Source organism: Williamsia muralis NBRC 105860 (assembly GCF_001598915.1).
Lineage (GTDB): Bacteria > Actinomycetota > Actinomycetes > Mycobacteriales > Mycobacteriaceae > Williamsia > Williamsia muralis.
The window spans coordinates 700,932-717,706 of sequence record NZ_BDAP01000001.1 but is presented as its reverse complement, the minus strand read 5'-3'; the positions used below and the strand labels follow the sequence as shown (position 1 = coordinate 717,706).

The 16,775-nt window shown below is 65.3% G+C and carries 15 protein-coding genes and 1 tRNA gene; 4 read left to right on the top strand and 12 right to left on the bottom strand.

Annotated elements, in window-relative coordinates; all coding sequences use genetic code 11:
* Window position 1 precedes the first annotated feature (1 nt).
* A complete protein-coding gene (locus tag WIMU1_RS03570) occupies window positions 2–619 on the bottom strand; it encodes a dTDP-4-dehydrorhamnose 3,5-epimerase family protein (protein ID WP_062795146.1) in 618 nt (205 codons plus the stop codon).
* A gap of 5 nt (window positions 620–624) precedes the next feature.
* Window positions 625–1,500, bottom strand: coding sequence for a glucose-1-phosphate thymidylyltransferase RfbA (gene rfbA / locus WIMU1_RS03565; protein WP_062795145.1), 876 nt, complete (start codon window positions 1,498–1,500; stop codon window positions 625–627).
* Window positions 1,501–1,583: 83 nt separating this feature from the next.
* Here rfbA and rfbB point away from each other — a divergent pair, with 83 nt between their 5' ends.
* Window positions 1,584–2,588, top strand: a complete 1,005-nt coding sequence (gene rfbB, locus WIMU1_RS03560) for a dTDP-glucose 4,6-dehydratase (protein ID WP_062795144.1) — start codon at window positions 1,584–1,586, stop codon at window positions 2,586–2,588.
* A gap of 37 nt (window positions 2,589–2,625) precedes the next feature.
* Here the strand turns inward: rfbB and WIMU1_RS03555 are convergent, their stop codons facing one another.
* The gene (locus WIMU1_RS03555; protein ID WP_062795143.1) at window positions 2,626–3,558 is read right to left on the bottom strand and encodes an NAD-dependent epimerase/dehydratase family protein; all 933 of its coding nucleotides are present in this window, start codon (window positions 3,556–3,558) and stop codon (window positions 2,626–2,628) included.
* On the bottom strand, window positions 3,558–5,585 hold the full coding sequence (locus WIMU1_RS03550; RefSeq protein ID WP_062795142.1) for a DUF6541 family protein: 2,028 nt from the start codon (window positions 5,583–5,585) through the stop codon (window positions 3,558–3,560). Before WIMU1_RS03550 ends, WIMU1_RS03555 begins: the two co-directional genes overlap by 1 nt.
* A gap of 117 nt (window positions 5,586–5,702) precedes the next feature.
* On the opposite strand from WIMU1_RS03550, the gene WIMU1_RS03545 reads away from it, so the two are divergent.
* Entirely contained in the window at window positions 5,703–6,245 is a 543-nt protein-coding gene (locus WIMU1_RS03545; RefSeq protein WP_062795141.1) for a GNAT family N-acetyltransferase, read from the top strand.
* A gap of 33 nt (window positions 6,246–6,278) precedes the next feature.
* On the opposite strand, the gene cysC is transcribed toward WIMU1_RS03545, so the two are convergent.
* The 5 genes from cysC to WIMU1_RS03520 form a co-directional block, all read right to left on the bottom strand.
* Entirely contained in the window at window positions 6,279–8,147 is a 1,869-nt protein-coding gene (cysC, locus tag WIMU1_RS03540) for an adenylyl-sulfate kinase (protein ID WP_030169112.1), read from the bottom strand.
* Complete coding sequence (gene cysD, locus WIMU1_RS03535) at window positions 8,147–9,073, bottom strand: sulfate adenylyltransferase subunit CysD (protein WP_030169110.1); 927 nt, start codon at window positions 9,071–9,073, stop codon at window positions 8,147–8,149. Before cysD ends, cysC begins: the two co-directional genes overlap by 1 nt.
* A complete protein-coding gene (stf0, locus tag WIMU1_RS03530; protein ID WP_062795140.1) occupies window positions 9,070–9,873 on the bottom strand; it encodes a trehalose 2-sulfotransferase in 804 nt (267 codons plus the stop codon). Before stf0 ends, cysD begins: the two co-directional genes overlap by 4 nt.
* Window positions 9,874–9,972: 99 nt before the next feature.
* On the bottom strand, window positions 9,973–11,460 hold the full coding sequence (locus tag WIMU1_RS03525; protein WP_307714160.1) for a cryptochrome/photolyase family protein: 1,488 nt from the start codon (window positions 11,458–11,460) through the stop codon (window positions 9,973–9,975).
* 21 nt (window positions 11,461–11,481) lie between these two features.
* Window positions 11,482–12,048: a TetR/AcrR family transcriptional regulator gene (locus WIMU1_RS03520; protein WP_158599288.1), complete on the bottom strand. Its 567-nt coding sequence runs from the start codon at window positions 12,046–12,048 to the stop codon at window positions 11,482–11,484.
* 291 nt (window positions 12,049–12,339) lie between these two features.
* On the opposite strand from WIMU1_RS03520, the gene WIMU1_RS03515 reads away from it, so the two are divergent.
* Entirely contained in the window at window positions 12,340–12,810 is a 471-nt protein-coding gene (locus WIMU1_RS03515; protein WP_147431428.1) for a DUF1942 domain-containing protein, read from the top strand.
* 30 nt (window positions 12,811–12,840) lie between these two features.
* Here the strand turns inward: WIMU1_RS03515 and WIMU1_RS03510 are convergent, their stop codons facing one another.
* From WIMU1_RS03510 to WIMU1_RS03500, 3 genes are all read right to left on the bottom strand, one after another.
* Window positions 12,841–13,617 (bottom strand): PIG-L family deacetylase, encoded by a 777-nt coding sequence (locus WIMU1_RS03510; RefSeq protein ID WP_062795136.1) that lies wholly within the window; start codon window positions 13,615–13,617, stop codon window positions 12,841–12,843.
* Window positions 13,618–13,682: 65 nt separating this feature from the next.
* A tRNA-Thr gene (locus WIMU1_RS03505) sits at window positions 13,683–13,758 on the bottom strand.
* 148 nt (window positions 13,759–13,906) lie between these two features.
* Window positions 13,907–15,163 (bottom strand): DNA polymerase III subunit delta', encoded by a 1,257-nt coding sequence (locus WIMU1_RS03500; RefSeq protein WP_023956389.1) that lies wholly within the window; start codon window positions 15,161–15,163, stop codon window positions 13,907–13,909.
* Between the two features lie 69 nt (window positions 15,164–15,232).
* Here WIMU1_RS03500 and WIMU1_RS03495 point away from each other — a divergent pair, with 69 nt between their 5' ends.
* A complete protein-coding gene (locus WIMU1_RS03495; RefSeq protein ID WP_062795135.1) occupies window positions 15,233–16,774 on the top strand; it encodes an adenylate/guanylate cyclase domain-containing protein in 1,542 nt (513 codons plus the stop codon).
* Window position 16,775 lies beyond the last annotated feature (1 nt).

The following is a 16,775-nucleotide window of genomic DNA, read 5'->3' as shown; positions in this document are numbered from 1 at the left end:
CTCAGGTGGTGAGACCACGGATGTAGCCGATGACGTCGGTGTACTCGGGAAGCAGGCCACTCGCCTCGGCTTCGGCGAGCGTCGGCGCGGCAGTATCCTTGTCCGACAGGGTGAAACTGAGATCCGAGCCGTCGCGGGCCGTGGTGGGGAACTCGATTCCGATGGCCGGGTCCAACGGGTTGATGCCGTGTTCACCGGCGGGGTTGTATCCGGTCGAGCACAGATAGGTGACAACGGAGTTGTCCTCGAGCGCCACAAACGCGTGCCCCAGTCCTTCGCCGATGTAGAGCGCCCTGCGGTCGACGTCGTCGAGCAGGGCGCCGTCCCAGGCACCGAACGTCGGTGAGCCGACGCGGATGTCCACCACCACGTCGAAGATCGCCCCCTTGGGGCAGCTGACGTACTTCGCCTGTCCCGGTGGCACATCGGCGAAATGCACCCCGCGCAGCACACCTGCGGCCGACACCGAGAGATTGGCCTGCTGGAGGTCGAAGGGATGCCCGATCACCTCCGCCAGCAGGTCACCGCGGAATGCCTCCATGAAAAGGCCACGCGGGTCGCCGAACTTCTTCGGGGTGATCTCCCAGGCGCCATCGATGGACAGGGGTTCGATCAGCATGTTCTCTACAGTTCCTTGCCGCGTTCGAGGAGGTCGATCAGGTACGTCCCGTATCCCGACTTGAGCAAGGTCTGGGCGCGAGCCCGCAACTGCTCGTCGTCGATGAAGCCGCGCCGCCAGGCAACCTCTTCCGGCACAGCGATTTTCAGGCCTTGGCGTTCTTCGACGGTGCGGACGAAGTTGCCGGCGTCCAGCAGTGAGTCGAAGGTTCCGGTGTCGAGCCACGCCGTACCACGGGGCAGCACCTCGACGTGCAGCAGGCCCTTGTCGAGGTATGCCCGGTTGACGTCGGTGATCTCGTACTCGCCACGGGCACTCGGCTGCAGCCCCGATGCGATCTCCACGACGTTGTTGTCATAGAAGTACAGGCCCGGAATCGCGAAGTTGGACCGAGGGTGCTCCGGCTTCTCCTGCAGGTCGATGGCCTTGCCGTCGCTGTTGAAATCCACCACCCCGTAGGCCTCGGGATTGCGGACCCAATAGGCGAACACCGCGCCACCCTCGATGTTGTGGAACCGGTTGAGCTGCGAGCCCAGCCCGGGTCCGTAGAAGATGTTGTCGCCGAGGACCAGCGCCACCGACTCCGACCCGATGTGATCAGCACCCAGAACAAACGCCTGTGCCAACCCGTCCGGACTCTCCTGCACCTTGTACGTGATCGAGATCCCGAATTGACTGCCATCCCCCAGGAGGTTCTGAAACGCAGACGAGTCGTGCGGCGTGGTGATCACCAGGATCTCGCGGATACCCGCCAGCATCAACGTGGTCAGCGGATAGTAGATCATCGGCTTGTCATAAACGGGGACGAGTTGTTTGCTGACGCCTTGCGTGATGGGATGCAGCCGACTTCCGGTGCCCCCCGCAAGGATGATTCCGCGCATATGTGACACCTTAGGCCCCAGGCGCTCGGCCTACCCGATGAGCTGCCGATCGGTAGGGTTGCAGCAGCGAATGGAGGATTGACATGCGGGTACTGATCACCGGTGGCGCCGGTTTCATCGGCGCCAACTTCGTGCACCGGACCCTTGCGACCAGGCCGGATGCCCGGGTACGGGTGCTGGACGCGATGACGTACGCAGCGAACAGGCAATCGCTGGCATCGGTGTCCGATCAGATCGAATTGATCGAAGGAGACGTCGCCGACACCGCTTTGGTGAACCGATTGGTCGGCGAAAGTGATCTTGTCGTCCATTTCGCCGCCGAATCGCACAATGACAATTCATTGGCCGACCCATCGAGTTTTGTTCACACCAATCTCGTCGGCACATTTTCGATTCTCGAAGCGGTGCGCGCACATGACGTGCGTTACCACCACATCAGCACCGACGAGGTGTACGGCGATCTCGAACTCGACGACCCCGCACGCTTCACCGAGCAGACCCCCTACAACCCGTCGAGCCCGTACTCGTCGACCAAAGCGGGCAGCGACCTTCTGGTCCGGGCCTGGGTGCGCTCGTTCGGAGTGCAGGCCACCATCTCCAACTGTTCCAACAACTATGGCCCGTACCAGCACATCGAGAAGTTCATCCCTCGCCAGATCACCAACGTGCTCAGCGGGATTCGCCCCAAGCTCTACGGGCAGGGCACCAACGTGCGGGACTGGATCCACGTCAACGACCACAACGACGCGGTGTGGACCATCATCGACAAGGGGCAGATCGGCGAGACCTACCTCATCGGCGCCGACGGTGAAGCCGACAACCGCACCGTCATCGAGACGATCCTCGAACTGCTCGACCAGCCCAAGGACGCATTCGACTTCGTGACCGACCGGCCCGGCCACGACATGCGTTACGCCATCGACTCCACCCGTCTGCGCACCGAACTGGGCTGGCAGCCGATGTTCACCGACTTCCGGTCCGGGCTCGCCGACACGGTGGCGTGGTACCGCGACAACACCGACTGGTGGCAGCCCCTCAAAGAGGCCACCGAGAGCAAATACGCCACCACCGAACGCGTGGTGGGTTGACCTCACCCACCGGTGGCCCAGGGGCCCGGCCGGGGAGCTAGACGGCGCGGAAGTACTCGACGGTGCGCCGAACCCCTTCGGCCAGCGACACTTGCGGGTACCAGCCGAGTACGGCGCCGGCGAGTGAACCGTCAATGGATGAGTCCCGGACGTCACCGAGCCGGGCCGGTTCGTACACCGGTTCGTCGGGAGCGTGTGCGGCCTCGGCGACCAGGGTGTGCAGCGCCCGGTCTGATGTCGCCGCCCCGGTGCCGACGTTGAAGCGCTGACCGCCACCGAGTTCGCCGCCGGCCAGCACAAAGGCCTGCACGACGTCGTCGACATAGACGTAGTCGCGGGTGTTGCCTCCGTCACCGAACAGCTTGGTAGTGCTGCCCGACAACAGGTTCCGCGCAAAGATGGCGACCACGCCTGCTTCGCCGTGTGGATCCTGCCGCGGCCCGTACACATTCGCGGGGGCGATGTGGGTGCAGTCCAATCCGTACAGCGAGCGGTACATGTTCAGGTACACCTCACCGCTGACCTTGGCGGCCGCGTAAGGGCTCATCGGCGCAACCGGTGCTGATTCCGCCACCGGTAGGTGCTCGGGCGACCCGTAGATGGATCCTCCCGAGGAGGTGAACACGATCTTGCGAACTCCCGCCCGCCGGGCGGCCTCGGCGAGCCGCACGGTCCCGACGACGTTGACCTGGGCGTCGGCAACCGGATCGCTCACCGAGGCGCGCACGTCGATCTGGGCAGCGAGATGGAAGATCACCTCGGGTTGTGCCTGCGCCACAACCGTTTCCAGGTCCGCAACGGTGAGATCCCCCTCGACGATGCGACATCCGCGTTCGACGGCGCCGGTCAGGTTGGACCGGGCACCCCGCGAGAAGTCGTCAAGAGCGACAACCTCGTGGCCGTCGGCCAACAACCGATCCACGAGTGTCGAACCGATGAACCCGGCGCCGCCGGTGACCAAGGTGCGCATCACTTCTCGCCTTTCCGTATTGCGTCCGCGACCTCATAGATCGTCACGTTGCCCTGCCGATAGACCTCGCGCAGACCGGGCGCACCGTTCTCTCGCAGCGGAAGGAAGGGATCACCGAACCGGCCCTCCGCAAGATTGGGTGCGCCGTTCTGGAACCACCAATAGCTCGGCGGCGCGTCGATCACGTACCTGATGTCCAGGTCCCGGACTATCTGGTCGATACGCGGATCCGCGCCGATCCGGGCGACGTTCCAGTACACATCCGACTGACGCTGGCTGAAGTCGTTGGCCCGGTAGAACGGGAACAGCGGGGTCAGATCCGCCACCGGATACATCCATCCACTGCCCTGGTCGAGGTTGTTGAGGATGACGGTGCTGCGCGCCTCCGGCTGCTGCGCCAGCCACCGGTAGGCCTCGACGTCCTCGACACCCACATATGCGCCGCTTCGGTACTGGACGGCGATCTTCCCGTTGTCGGCGTACCGTATGGCTCCCGCGCCGGCGATGATGAGCAGGCCGACCAATGTCAGTGCAGGCAGCGCGAGCCGGTTTCGCTGCCAGACGGGTTTCCGGGCCAGCAGCCGCGCGACACCGAGAACCAGCACCCCGAGCCCGATCCCCGCGGCGACCGCGGTGAACATCGACACCACGAAGGTCAGTCGGTGTGGCGAGTTGTAGAAGTATCCACCCAAGGCGCCGAACAACTTCGACGGCAACCCGCCGAGGTCGTAGACCGCGTTAGCCGTGGTGACGATGAACGCCAGCCAGGCGGCGACCACAGCCCAGTTGCGCGACCACAGGAGCCAGCCGAGCCCGATCGCCGCCGGGATCAGCAGGTACAGCAACGGGTACTGATGGCCGAGCAGATCGGTCCCGTTGAACGCGGCGCGCACAAACGCCTTTGGGACGCTGGCATTCTCATCGCGGAAGTCGAAGCCGGAGAGCTCGTTGTTCTCCGAGATCTTCAGGGTTCCGATGATCACCGGGCTGATCAGCACCAGTGCGCCCGCACCGATCACTGCGAGCGTCGCGACATCACCGCCCCGACCACGTACCGGCTTCCACAATGCCTGCAGTAGCCACCACGATCCGACGATCACCGCCATCACCACCAGCCCCGACGGGTGGGTGGCTGCGGTACCGGCGATCGCGAGCACAGCCGCGAGCACGCGGCGACGATCGCCGACCGCACTGATCACGAGCACCGCGGTGACCGGCGCCAAAGAGACACCGACCGCATTGGGGACTGCCGTGAACGCGAGTTCCACGTAGGGCAACGACGGGAAAACGGCCGTGACCGCGGCGGCAAGAGCTGCGAAGACCGCGCTCCGGTCCGGATCGAATCGCTTGCGGCCCAGCCAATATGCGAGCGACCCGATGCTGATCGGCAAGGTGAACGCCAGCGACGCCGGGGAGTAGATGTTGTACAACTCCACGGTGTTTGCACCGGTCAACGGGTAGAGCAGAGCGCCCAGGTCGTGCCACGTGTTCGGGTAATAGTTGAATCCGTGCGTGTCGTAGTTCATCAGCTCGCCCATGTGGAGCGACGACCCGTCGCCGGTCTCATGGATCCACTGCAGAGCATCGGCATGCCACAAGGCGTCCCACACCTGCGAGATGTTGTTCAGTCCGAAGAATGTGGTGCCGATCAGTCGCCGGATCGACGTCAGGACGATGATCAGCGCGCCCAGCAGCACACCGGCGGCAACGGTCAACAGGGTCGGGCGACTGATCGGGCGTACCTCGGCGGCGACCGCCGGGGCCAGAGACACGAATCGGCGGGTTCCGAGGTCCCACCCCCACGCCACCAGCCAGGACACTCCCACCATCACCGCAGCCGTCCCGACGTTCCACGGGATGGACAGCGCCCCGTAGAGCACGGTGAAGATGCCGATCATGCCGAATGTGAGCGGCGCACCTGCGGCGACCGCCACCGGCCACGGCAATGACATCCGCCGTCCGACCAGGGCCCCGGGCACGATCAGGATCACCGCGGTGACGACCGTGATCCACGCGGCCAAAAGCATGCATTCCCTTTTCGTTGGCTGGGGCGGCCGGCAAGACGGCCGGGGACGTTGCTTCTGCACCTTAGTGGAGGTCCGTGAGGCGCCGCGCCCCCGCCACTCACCACTACCGTGGAACACATGGACTGGCCTCGGCACATCCCCACGCTGACCGATCGGGTGATCACCCTCCGACCCTTCGTGCACGACGACATCGGCGCCGTACTCGCGGCCAGCCAGGACCATGCGACGGCCGAGTTCACCGTGGTCCCGAGTCCGTACACCGAGGCCGACGCCCGCGACTTCGTCGAGGATCGGTCGGTCAAGGTGTGGCCGGGATTCGACGTCGCGATCGTTGATCGCGACGACGCGTTCCTCGGGGTGTGCGGTTTGCGGGCCAAGGACGACGACGCGGTGACCGAGATCGGGTACGCGGTGGCTCCCTGGGCACGCGGCGCCGGTGTGGCCACCAGGGCGACCCGGCTGCTCATCGAGTTCTCCTGGCAGATCGGGGCAGTCCGGGTGGAACTGGACGCCTACACGGAGAACAAGGCGTCACGCGCCGTCGCCCGCAAGTGTGGGTTCACCCAGGAGGGTGTTCTCCGATCGGCGGCACCGGGCAAGAACGGTCGCAGGCACGACCTCGTCGTCTTCGGTCTCCTGAAGACCGACGAGGTGCCCTGAACCCCAAACCCTGAGCTCGCCGGCAGGCGGGGATCAGACGCTTGCGTGCTCGCGATCGGCGAGGATCTCCAGGATCTGCCTCACCAGTTCGTCGGCATCGGCGCCCGTCGTATCGATCACCAGATCCGGGTTCTCCGGCGCCTCGTACGGCGTGTCGATCCCGGTGAGCCCCTTGAGTTCGCCCGCCCGTGCCTTCGCGTAGAGCCCCTTCGGATCGCGACGTTCACACTCGGCCAGCGGCGTGGCCACATGGACTTCGATGAACGGAAGGTCGGCGGCGGCCGTCAGTGCCCGGGGGATCTCCCGGTCACTACGCAGCGGCGACACCAGCGATGCGATCGCGACCACCCCGGCGTCGGCGAAGAGCCTGGTCAGATGCCCGACCCGGCGAATGTTCTCGGCCCTGTCCCCGGCCGAGAACCCGAGGTCGTCCGACAGCCCGTGGCGCACGTTGTCGCCGTCGAGCAGATAGGCCACCCGGCCCGACTCGACCAGTGCACGCTCGAGTGCGACCGCGACGGTCGACTTGCCCGACGCCGGCAGGCCGGTGAGCCAGATGACCGCTCCCCGCTGACCGACCGCACTCCACCGATGGGTGCGTTCGAGGGAGGACGGATGCCACTTGATGTCGTTGCGTGTCCGGGCGCCCGGCTTGACCTCCCGGGGCTCGGTGATGGTGCCGGCGCCCACCGTGTCGTTGGAGTTCTCGTCGATGAGGATGAACGCACCCACATCGCGGTTGTCCGCGTACGGATCGGCCACCACGATGGAACTGGTGCGCAACGTCACCGTGCCGACGTCGTTCAGCGCGAGTTCCACGGGATGCGGATCCTCGCCCAGTGTCTCGGGATCCAGTCGGCTGTGCAGTTCCTGGACCGTGGCGCGCACCGTGCGGGTCGCCTGCTTGAGCGCGATCCGGTCCCCTGCACGAAGCGGCGTCTCCGAGAACCAGCAGACCGTGACGTCGAGCTCACGGGCGGCGACCGGTAAGTGCGCATCCGGTGACCCACTGACGATCATGTCGCCGCGGCCCACGTCGATCTCGTCGGCCAGTTCCACCGACACCGACAACGGCGCGACGGCCACGCTGCGGTCGTCGTCGAGGGTGTCGAGGGCGGTGACGCGACTCTTCGAACCCGACGGCAGCACCACGATCGGATCGCCGACCTGCAGGGTGCCCGCAGACAACCGGCCCGTGTAGCGACGACGCTCGCCGGCGGCCGGCCGCGACACCCATTGCACCGCAAGACGCACCTCGGTCGGTTCGGCGGCGGGCGCCTTCAACTCGACGGCCTCGAGGAACTCCAGCAACGTCGGACCGGTGTACCAGGGTGTGTTGGTCGAACGGGTCACGACGTTGTCGCCGAGCTTGGCGGCCAGAGGAACAACGGTGAGGTTCTGGACACCCAAACGTTGTGCGAGCACGTGCAATTCGGCTTCGACCTCGGCGAAACGCTCTTCGCTGTAGTCGACCAGGTCGATCTTGTTGACCGCCGCGACCAGGTGGGGCACCCGGAGCAACGTGGCGATCCGGGCGTGGCGACGGGTCTGACGGACCACGCCCGCACGGGCGTCCACCAACAGCACGGCCACGTGTGCGTTGGACGCACCGGTGAACATGTTTCGCGTGTACGCCTCGTGACCGGGGGTGTCGGCGAGGATGAAATTGCGTGTGGCCGTGGAGAAGAAGCGGTAGGCCACGTCGATGGTGATGCCCTGCTCGCGTTCGGCCCGCAGACCGTCGGACAGGGCGGCGAGGTCGGCAACACCTTCGGTGTCGGTGACCGATTCGAGGTGATCGAGCGGCAGACTGTCGGTGTCGTGGAGCAACCGGCCGATCAATGTGCTCTTACCGTCGTCCACCGAACCGGCGGTGGCGAGCCGGAGCAGTTGGCGTGTCATCAGAAGTACCCCTCCCGTTTGCGGTCTTCCATGGCCGCGGCGGACGTGCGGTCGTCTGCGCGGGTCTCGCCGCGCTCGGACACGGTGGATGCGGAGATCTCGGTGACCACGTCGGCGATCGTGGTGGCCCGTGACCGGACCGCTCCGGTGATGGTCAGATCGCCGACCGTGCGATAGCGCACCCATTCGACGGAGGCCGACTCCCCTTCGGCCGGACTGGTGAATTCCGAAGTGGCGAGCAGGATTCCGTCACGCTCGAACACCTCGCGCTCATGGGCGAAGTAGATCGGCGGCAACTCGAGGCCTTCCAGCTCGATGTACCGCCAGATGTCGAGTTCGGTCCAGTTGCTCAGCGGGAAGACGCGGACCTGTTCGCCCCTGCGGATGCGCCCGTTGTAGAGCGACCATGGTTCGGGTCGCTGTGCCCGCGGGTCCCATTGACCGAACTCGTCGCGGAAGCTGAGCACACGCTCCTTCGCCCGAGCGCGTTCTTCGTCGCGCCGAGCGCCGCCGAACGCCGCATCGAACTTGCCGGCCTCGAGCGCGTCGAGCAGAGTCCTCGTCTGCAGGCGATTGCGCGAGCCGGCCGGTCCGCCGACCTCCTGCACCCGCCCGGAGTCGATCGACTCCTGCACCGAACCGACGATCAGCTTGTGCCCGCCCTCGGCGAGACGCCGGTCGCGGAAGTCGATGACCTCAGGAAAATTGTGCCCGGTGTCGACGTGCAGTACCGGAAACGGCAGTGGCGAGGGCCGAAAGGCCTTCTCTGCCAACCGGAGCAGCACGATCGAGTCCTTACCCGCCGAGAAGAGCAAGACCGGTCGCTCGAGTTCGGCCACCACCTCACGGATGATGTGCACCGCCTCGGCTTCGAGAACTCGCAGCTCATCGACGTGGGTCACGTCGGCGGTGATCTGCGTTGTCATACTGGCAACCCCCTTTGTCGGGCCTCGGCGCGGTATCGCTCTACCCATTCACCGGACCGGTTGTTCGCTTGACGTTCCAGCACCGGCGGCGGCGCTGCGGCAGGGTCGAGATCGAGGGCGGCGAGGATCCGCGCCGTGACACCGGTGGAGTCCTTCGCCAGCTCGCTGTAGTCGACCTCGAACGGCGTGATCGACTCCTGCTCGAACCAGGTGCGCCAGCCGCGCTCCTGCTCGCGGAGGATCGTGACCAGGTGCGCGATGCCGTCTGCGTTGTACTGCGCCGCCGCATCGACCTCCGGTTCTGCGTGTCCCCGCCACACCTGCGTCTGCACGGCACGCCAGAACGACACCGCCTGCGACACGACGTCCGGCCGGTTTACCTTGATGTACAGCGGTTCCTCGCCGATGACGTCGGCGATGGCGGATCGGAGGTCACCACCGGATCGGCCCGTGAAGCCCTCGGCCCGGTCGATGACCAGCGGAACCTGATTCCACATCAGCTTGCCGCCCCAGACCCCGTTGGGGGTGCGCGCCTCCCGCGAGATGCGCTCACGCCATTGGTCGCTGGTCTCGGTGTTCGGCGTCCCCGTCCGCAGCGGGGCCAGCAGCGCGAGCACGGCGGGATCGGTGACGTCGGCGAACCACTGGCGCGGTTGCGGCGGCAGAGAGGTCGACGGCAGGTATTGGAAGAACTCCTCGGGTTCACCGGCAATCTTGCTGGCCCGCAACGATTCGACGAGGAGGGTGCTACCGCTACGTTGCGATGCGCATACGAGGTAGGAGCTCGGAGCGGAAGCCATGGATTCGAATATAGAGATCACACCGTGTGGGTTCCCCAGCCGCGACGGCTGATATTCACCACGATTCCAACCGTTGACAGCTTTCGGCGATTGTGTCGGTCAGAATCGGTCCCGGTGGCGCTCCTGTTCGAGGACGGCGTCGAGATCGGAAAGTCGTTCCATCGACGCCACGGCCCGCCGCGTTCGCATGTTCTTGGCGAGCCGCTCACGGTGGCGATGGGTGAAGGCCCAGTAGCCAGCGGTGAACGGGCATGCATCCGCGCCTATCCGCTTGCGCGGATCGAACTCGCAGTCCTTGCAGAAGTCGGACATCTTGTTGATGTAGGCGCCGCCCGAACTGTACGGCTTGGTCGCCATCTTGCCGCCGTCGGCGTGCTGACTCATGCCCACCACGTTGACCGGCATCACCCATTCATAGCCGTCCACGAAGTTGGCCGTATACCAGCGGGTGAGCTCATCCGGGTCGTATCCCTGTTGCAGCGCATGGTTTCCCAGCACCATCAACCGCGGGATGTGGTGGACCCATCCTCGATCGTGGACGCCACCCAGAGCGTCGGAGAGGCACTTGGCCGTCACCGCGCCGGCATCGAGATCGCGGAACCAGTCGGGCAACGGCCGATGCGCGTTCAATTCGTTGTTCCCGGTGCGATAGTCGCGACCGAAATGCCAGTACAGATGCCAGACGAACTCACGCCACCCCAGGATCTGCCGGATGAACCCCTCGGCGGAGGCCAACGGGACCGACCCTTCACGGGCGGCGGCTTCGGCGGCATGAACCGCGTCCAGCGGGTGTAGCAGCGACAGATTCAGCGGCACCGACAACAGCGAGTGGGACATCGACCAGTCCCCACCCATCATCGCGTCCTCGTATGGTCCGAAATCTGCCAGCCGATGGTCGATGAATGTCTCGAGAGCAGACTGCGCCTCCGCCGCCGTCACCGCGAACAACCGCGGACCGTCGACACCCGACCACGGTGCGTCGAGTGCGTCGAGGTCGGCGCGCACCTGCTCGTCGATCCCGTCCTCCTCGGGCCACCAGGGGTCGGGCACTCCCAGGGTCGGCGTCTTGGGCGGCGATTTCCGGTTGTCGTGGTCGTAGTTCCACGACCCACCCATCGGTTGATCGCCGTCCATCAGGATGTCGAAACGCGTGCGCTGATCGCGGTAGAACATCTCGAGGCGAAAGCGTGAACTGTTCCCCGCCCACTGTTCGAAGTCGCTTCTGGGCAGAGCGAACGACGGGTTGGGCAGAACCTCTTCGACTAGGCCTTCCGCCTGGAGGCGATGCACGAAGTCGTGAGCGGCCCACGAGGTCGGCTCATGCACCACCACCGGTCGGCCGAACTCGACGAGGGCGTCGCGGTAACCGTCCGCTTTGAGATGATGCGCTCGCTCGCCGTGGTCATCGGCCAGGTGCCGCATCCCCGACAGCAACAGATGCGCCTTCTGCCGGTGGCCTGCCCGTCTCCGCAAGGCCGCGGTGGACTCGATGAGGACCACCTCACGACCGAGATGGCCCTCGGCGGAGTGGATATGGGGACCGAGTTGGTCGGCTAACAACCACAGCGGCGCCGAAGAATCGCTCACCTCGTCCAGCGTACGGTTTGCTCAGCGGCGGGCCACGGAATCGACGATCTGGTCGATGAAACCGGGCGTCACATCAAGACGCTGCATCGCGGTTCGATAGATGATCGGCCCAAGGGTTCTTGCCACCACGTCTGTCCGATCGAGTTTTTGATCCAGTTCGCCACGCTCGACGGCCTGGTCGATCATCCCTTCCATCACCCGGTAGGTCCGCTCGATGAGCTCGGCACCGAGGTCGGCGATCACCGTGTGATTGTCGGCCTCGGCGATCATCAAGGCGATGAATTGCTGACTGGTCGGCAGAGCCAATTCCGCAGCGGCGTGCGTGAGCTGATTCCGCAGCCACTCGTCGAATGGTTCGTCGCCGGGCTGCATGATCGTCTGATCGATGTCGCGCAGGGTGTCGACGAGCAGGTCCAGCGTGGTCGGCCAGTGCCGGTAGATCGTCGCCCGACCCACCCCCGCCTTGAGCGCGACACGCTGATGCGTCAGCCCCGAGGCGCCTTCCTCCTCGAAGATGCGGTGCATCGCCTCGATGACCACTTGTCGTGTGCGGGTGATCCGCGCATCGACGGCCGGTTGTTCAGTCACGTATCGAGCATATGCGAGTGGCCGTGTCCGATTGTTACGCAAACGAATGTTCGTGAAGTCGGCAACCATATTTCACTTTATTTTGTCGGCCCCATCGAGAAATGTTTGCGGAGTCCCCGTACTCTCATCTAAACGCGTTCGACCGGCGACAACAAAGAACGCCCTGCCGAAAAGAAGAGAATTGTGCGAGACGATCAACACGAACGGAATGTGATTGCAACCGTTCTCACATATGCACTTGTTCTCTTGATACTGGGCGGCGGAACCGCCGTTACTCTTGCACTCATTCAAGTGACACCGGAGAACCGTTCACCCGCGGTCGCCGACAGCAGGTCGATTGCATCGCTCATCGCCGGGGCGCCACAGACCCACCAACTGGGTGACGCCGTGGTGGTCAACACCGGCGGCGCCGAACTTCGGATCACACTGGACAACGTGCGCGCGGGCGCCGAGGGAGCAGACTGTTCGGGAGGCTCGCTCCACGTCGTGGACGCCACGGTCCAATTGGTGCGCGGCACCGCCCTTCTCGAGCCCGCAGAGCTCACTGCGCGCACGTCCGGCGGAAGCCAATTGACAACCGTCGCAACAGCACTCGAGCACCCGCTGGAAGCGACAACCCTCACCCAGAACGACGTGGCCACGGGATCGGTTGCGTTTGTGCTACCCCCTGGCGAGACGATCGTCGCCCTGTCGTTCGCAGGCGGTTCCGAAGTGGCGACCTGGGCGGTGCCCGATGACACCTCCGGTCCGCTCGAGCCCTGAGGCAACTCGAAAACACTCTGCTCTGCCGGACTACAACGGCAGAGATAGCTCCTTCGCCCCACCCTGTTGTGAGCCGACCCGCCGGAACCACTCGGTTCCGAACGCAGCTTTCAATTCCTCGTCCGCCATTTTCAGCACAGGGCCGAAGTCGCCGATCTGGGTCTCGTGCACCTGCATCGCCGCACGCTTGGCCGCAATGGCCGCGGCCACGTCCACCCTTGTGGTGATCTCCGCTTCCGGGGTGCCGAACGATTCGAAATCGATCGGCGAGTCGTCGTTGTTCCATTCCGGATTTGACATCATCATCTCGCGCATCTGATCCCGATTGATCACGCTCTCGTACACGTTCTGCACGCCGGCGATTTCCGCGGCGCGCATTCCGACGCGGTGCACCTGGATGTGGTCGGGGTGCCCGTAACCGCCGTTGCTGTCGTACAACGTGATGACATCCGCCTTCTCCTCGCTGAGCACAGCGGCCAGACGTTCGGCCGCCTGCTCGACGGGGACGTTCGCGAAGGCGTCCGGGCTGTTGTTCTCCGGTGTGCCGGCCATCCCAGAGTCGGCGTAGCCCAGCATGACCAGGCGGTGCGCGCCCAGGATGCGGGCAGACTTCTCGAGTTCGGTTCGCCGGCGCTCGGCAAGCGATTCGCCCGGGACCAGCAGTCCGTCGGGGACCTCACCCGCAGCACCGTCGGTGGCCGTGACGAGTACCACCCGGTGACCCGCATCGGCGGAGAGCCGGATGATCCCGCCGGTCCCGAACACCTCGTCGTCGGGATGAGCGTGGAAGCAGACGAGGACACCCATGAATCAACCGCCACCTAGTGTTTGCCGAATGCACCAACCGGCACCGATCGGTGCCGGTTCTGACGTGGAGCCGCCTGCGAGAATCGAACTCGCGACCTTTTCATTACGAGTGAAGCGCTCTACCGACTGAGCTAAGGCGGCGTGCTGCCAAGGCAGCGCAGACGAGTCTATCGACCGGAGCCGACAGCGACCAAACCGGGCGAGTCCACAGCTCAACCCGATCCCGATTTCGCGCCCTGTTCCCGGCATCGACCTGGGGATTCATTGCTGATGACCCCCAGGATCGGGGTCAGTGACGCAGGGCCAAGCCGATCTTGGCGACCATCGAATCGACCGCGAACTTCGGTTTGACGTTGAAGCTCAACGACTCCCGACATTCCAGAACCGCCTCGACACAGGCCAGCAGCTCCTCGCGGCGGGCGTAGCCGGCCATCGCGACGGTCTGCTCGGACATGTCGGGGTGCATCGCGGTCACCGACGACCCGTACGACGCGGCCAGAGCGTCCCGAAACAGGGCCGCAAGATCCACGAGCGCACGGTCTAGAAGATCGCGCCCGGTGCGCGTCTCCCGGGACTTCTGCCGACGTTCGAGGTCCTTGAGGATCCCGGCCGAACCCCGCATGGCCCCGACCGCACCTTTTCCCGTGCCGCCGGCCCCGAGCGCCGTCCGCATCTCCTCTGTCTCGGCCTCGTCGAGCCTGGCGCTGATGGCCTTGGCCGCGGCGTCGGCCGACTTCACGAGAGCCTCGGCCGCCGAGTACGCGGTCGCGTCCCTGGTGGCTGCCCGTGCGACTGCCAGCGCCTGCTTGCGCTGCTCACGGGCCTCGTCGTCAGTGGCCAGCCGTCGCGCCCGGCCGACATGACCGCCACACACCGACGCAGCCCACTTCGCCATCTCCGGATCGATGCCGTCGGACTCGATGAGCACCTCGGCGATCGAGGCCACCGACGGCATGGTCAGCGCCACGTGTCGGCACCGCGACCGGAGCGTCACCGAGATGTCCTCGGGATCGATGCTGGGGGCGCACAGCAAGAACACCGTGCGAGGTGGCGGTTCCTCGACCGCCTTCAGCAGCGCGTTGGCTGCGCCTTCGGTGAGCCGGTCGGCATCCTCGATCACCACAACCTGCCAGCGACCCACGCTGGGACGGCGCGCAGCGGTCTGAACGATGGCTCGCATGTCCTTCACCGGAATCGACAATCCCTCCGGGACTATCCTCCGAACATCCGAATGTGTGCCCGCCATCACAGTCGTGCACGCGTGACATCGCCCACATCCGGGCGAATCGGTCACCTCACATTGCAGCGAGGCTGCAAAACACTGAGCCGCCACAGACCGCCCCGAACCAGGCGGACCGGTGAACAGCCATGCGTGTGTCATCGCCGACGAGCCGGAGTCCGGGTCCCCGGCAAGCAGTGGTAACGGGTCATTTCCGTGGGCTTGAAGGTCGCGCGAGGCGGCGAGCCGAACTGCGGCAACCGCCGCCGATGTGAGTTCACCCACCACCGCGTGCTGGCCGACGAGTCGATCGAACACAGTTGTCACAGGTCAAGCCTATCGGGCGCCTCCGACTGTCGTGTTTAACTCTTGCAAGCAGCCAGCTACCGTGGTCACGTGGTGGAAAGACAGTCACGCTTACAACGGGGATGGCACCTGTTGCGCTGGCTGGTGCGCACACCGTGGCCGGTGCTGGCTCTGGACATGCTCCGAGCCAATGTCGTCGGGGCCCTGTTCACTTTCGCATTCCTCCGGTTCGGCCTCCCCCAGCAGACGTCGGTCCAGTTGTCCGAGATCAGCGGCCTGAGCCAGCTGGTGTTCGTGGTCTACCTCTTCATCGCCGGCCTAGTGAGTGCGTACGCCACCATCGCCCTGTCGCTCCCGGTTCTCGTGTGGACCCGCCGACGATCCCGACTCGACAACGAGAGCGCACGCCGACGCGCCCTCCGCCTCCCGGTGCTGCTGGTGCAGGTGCATGGCGCCCTGTGGTTGCTCGGCGGCGCGATATTCGCCCTGCTCAGCCTGTCGCAATCGGCGAAGACGGCAATCGTCGTGGCACTCGGTTCGTTCGTCGGCGCCCTCATCACCTGCGTGCTGGGTTACATGCAGTCGGAAAAAGTCCTCCGACCCATCACCGTTGCCGCGATGGCCAACAACCCCGAGAGCGCCACGGCCCCCAGCGTCACCCAGCGCATCATCCTGTTCTGGATCATCAGCGTGGCCGCTCCCCTCTGCGTCATCATCGCGCTGGTGATCGGTCAGCAGATCGGGGTGATCGACACCGACGCCGCCGGTCTGCAACGCCCGGTCCTGTGGATGGCGATCGCCGCACTCGCCTTCGGTTCGATCGGTCTCGTGCGCGTGGTGTCCGCCATCGCCGACCCCATCAAGCAGCTCCGGTTCGCCCAGGCCGAGGTGCGTGAAGGAAACCTCGACACCTCGGTGCGCATCTACGACGGCAGCGACCTCGGTCTCCTGCAAGCGGGATTCAACGAGATGGTGGCCGATGTGCGCGAGCGCCAACAACTCCGCAACCTGTTCGGCCGCTACGTCGGCGAGGACGTCGCCCGCCGTGCCATCGAGATCGGCACCGAACTCGGTGGCGAAGAACGCTACGTCGGGGTGCTGTTCGTCGACATCGTCGGATCGACCCGGCTGGCCGTCAACCGGCCGCCCCGCGACGTCGTCAACCTGCTCAACGAGTTCTTCCGGGTGATCGTCGACGTCGTCGGCCGCCACGGGGGCTTCGTCAACAAGTTCCAGGGCGACGCCGCCCTCGCAATCTTCGGCGCACCCTTGGATCAAGAGGACTTCGCCGGTCACGCGCTGGCCGCGGCCCGGACTCTGCGTCAGGAACTGGACACCGCACTGGGCGACACGGACGTGGGCATCGGCGTATCGGCAGGTAAGGCGATCGCCGGACACATCGGTTCGCAACAACGACTCGAGTACACCGTCATCGGCGACCCGGTCAACGAGGCGGCCCGGCTGACCGACCTGGCGAAGTTCGAGCCGAGTCGCGTACTCGGTTCGGCCCGCGCCGTTTACCTGGCGTCGTCAGAGGAAGCCGAGCACTGGGACATCGGCGAGGGTGTCGAGCTACGTGGGCGGGGCATCGAGACACGTTTGGCGAGGCCGAAATACGAGGTCGAGGTCTAGC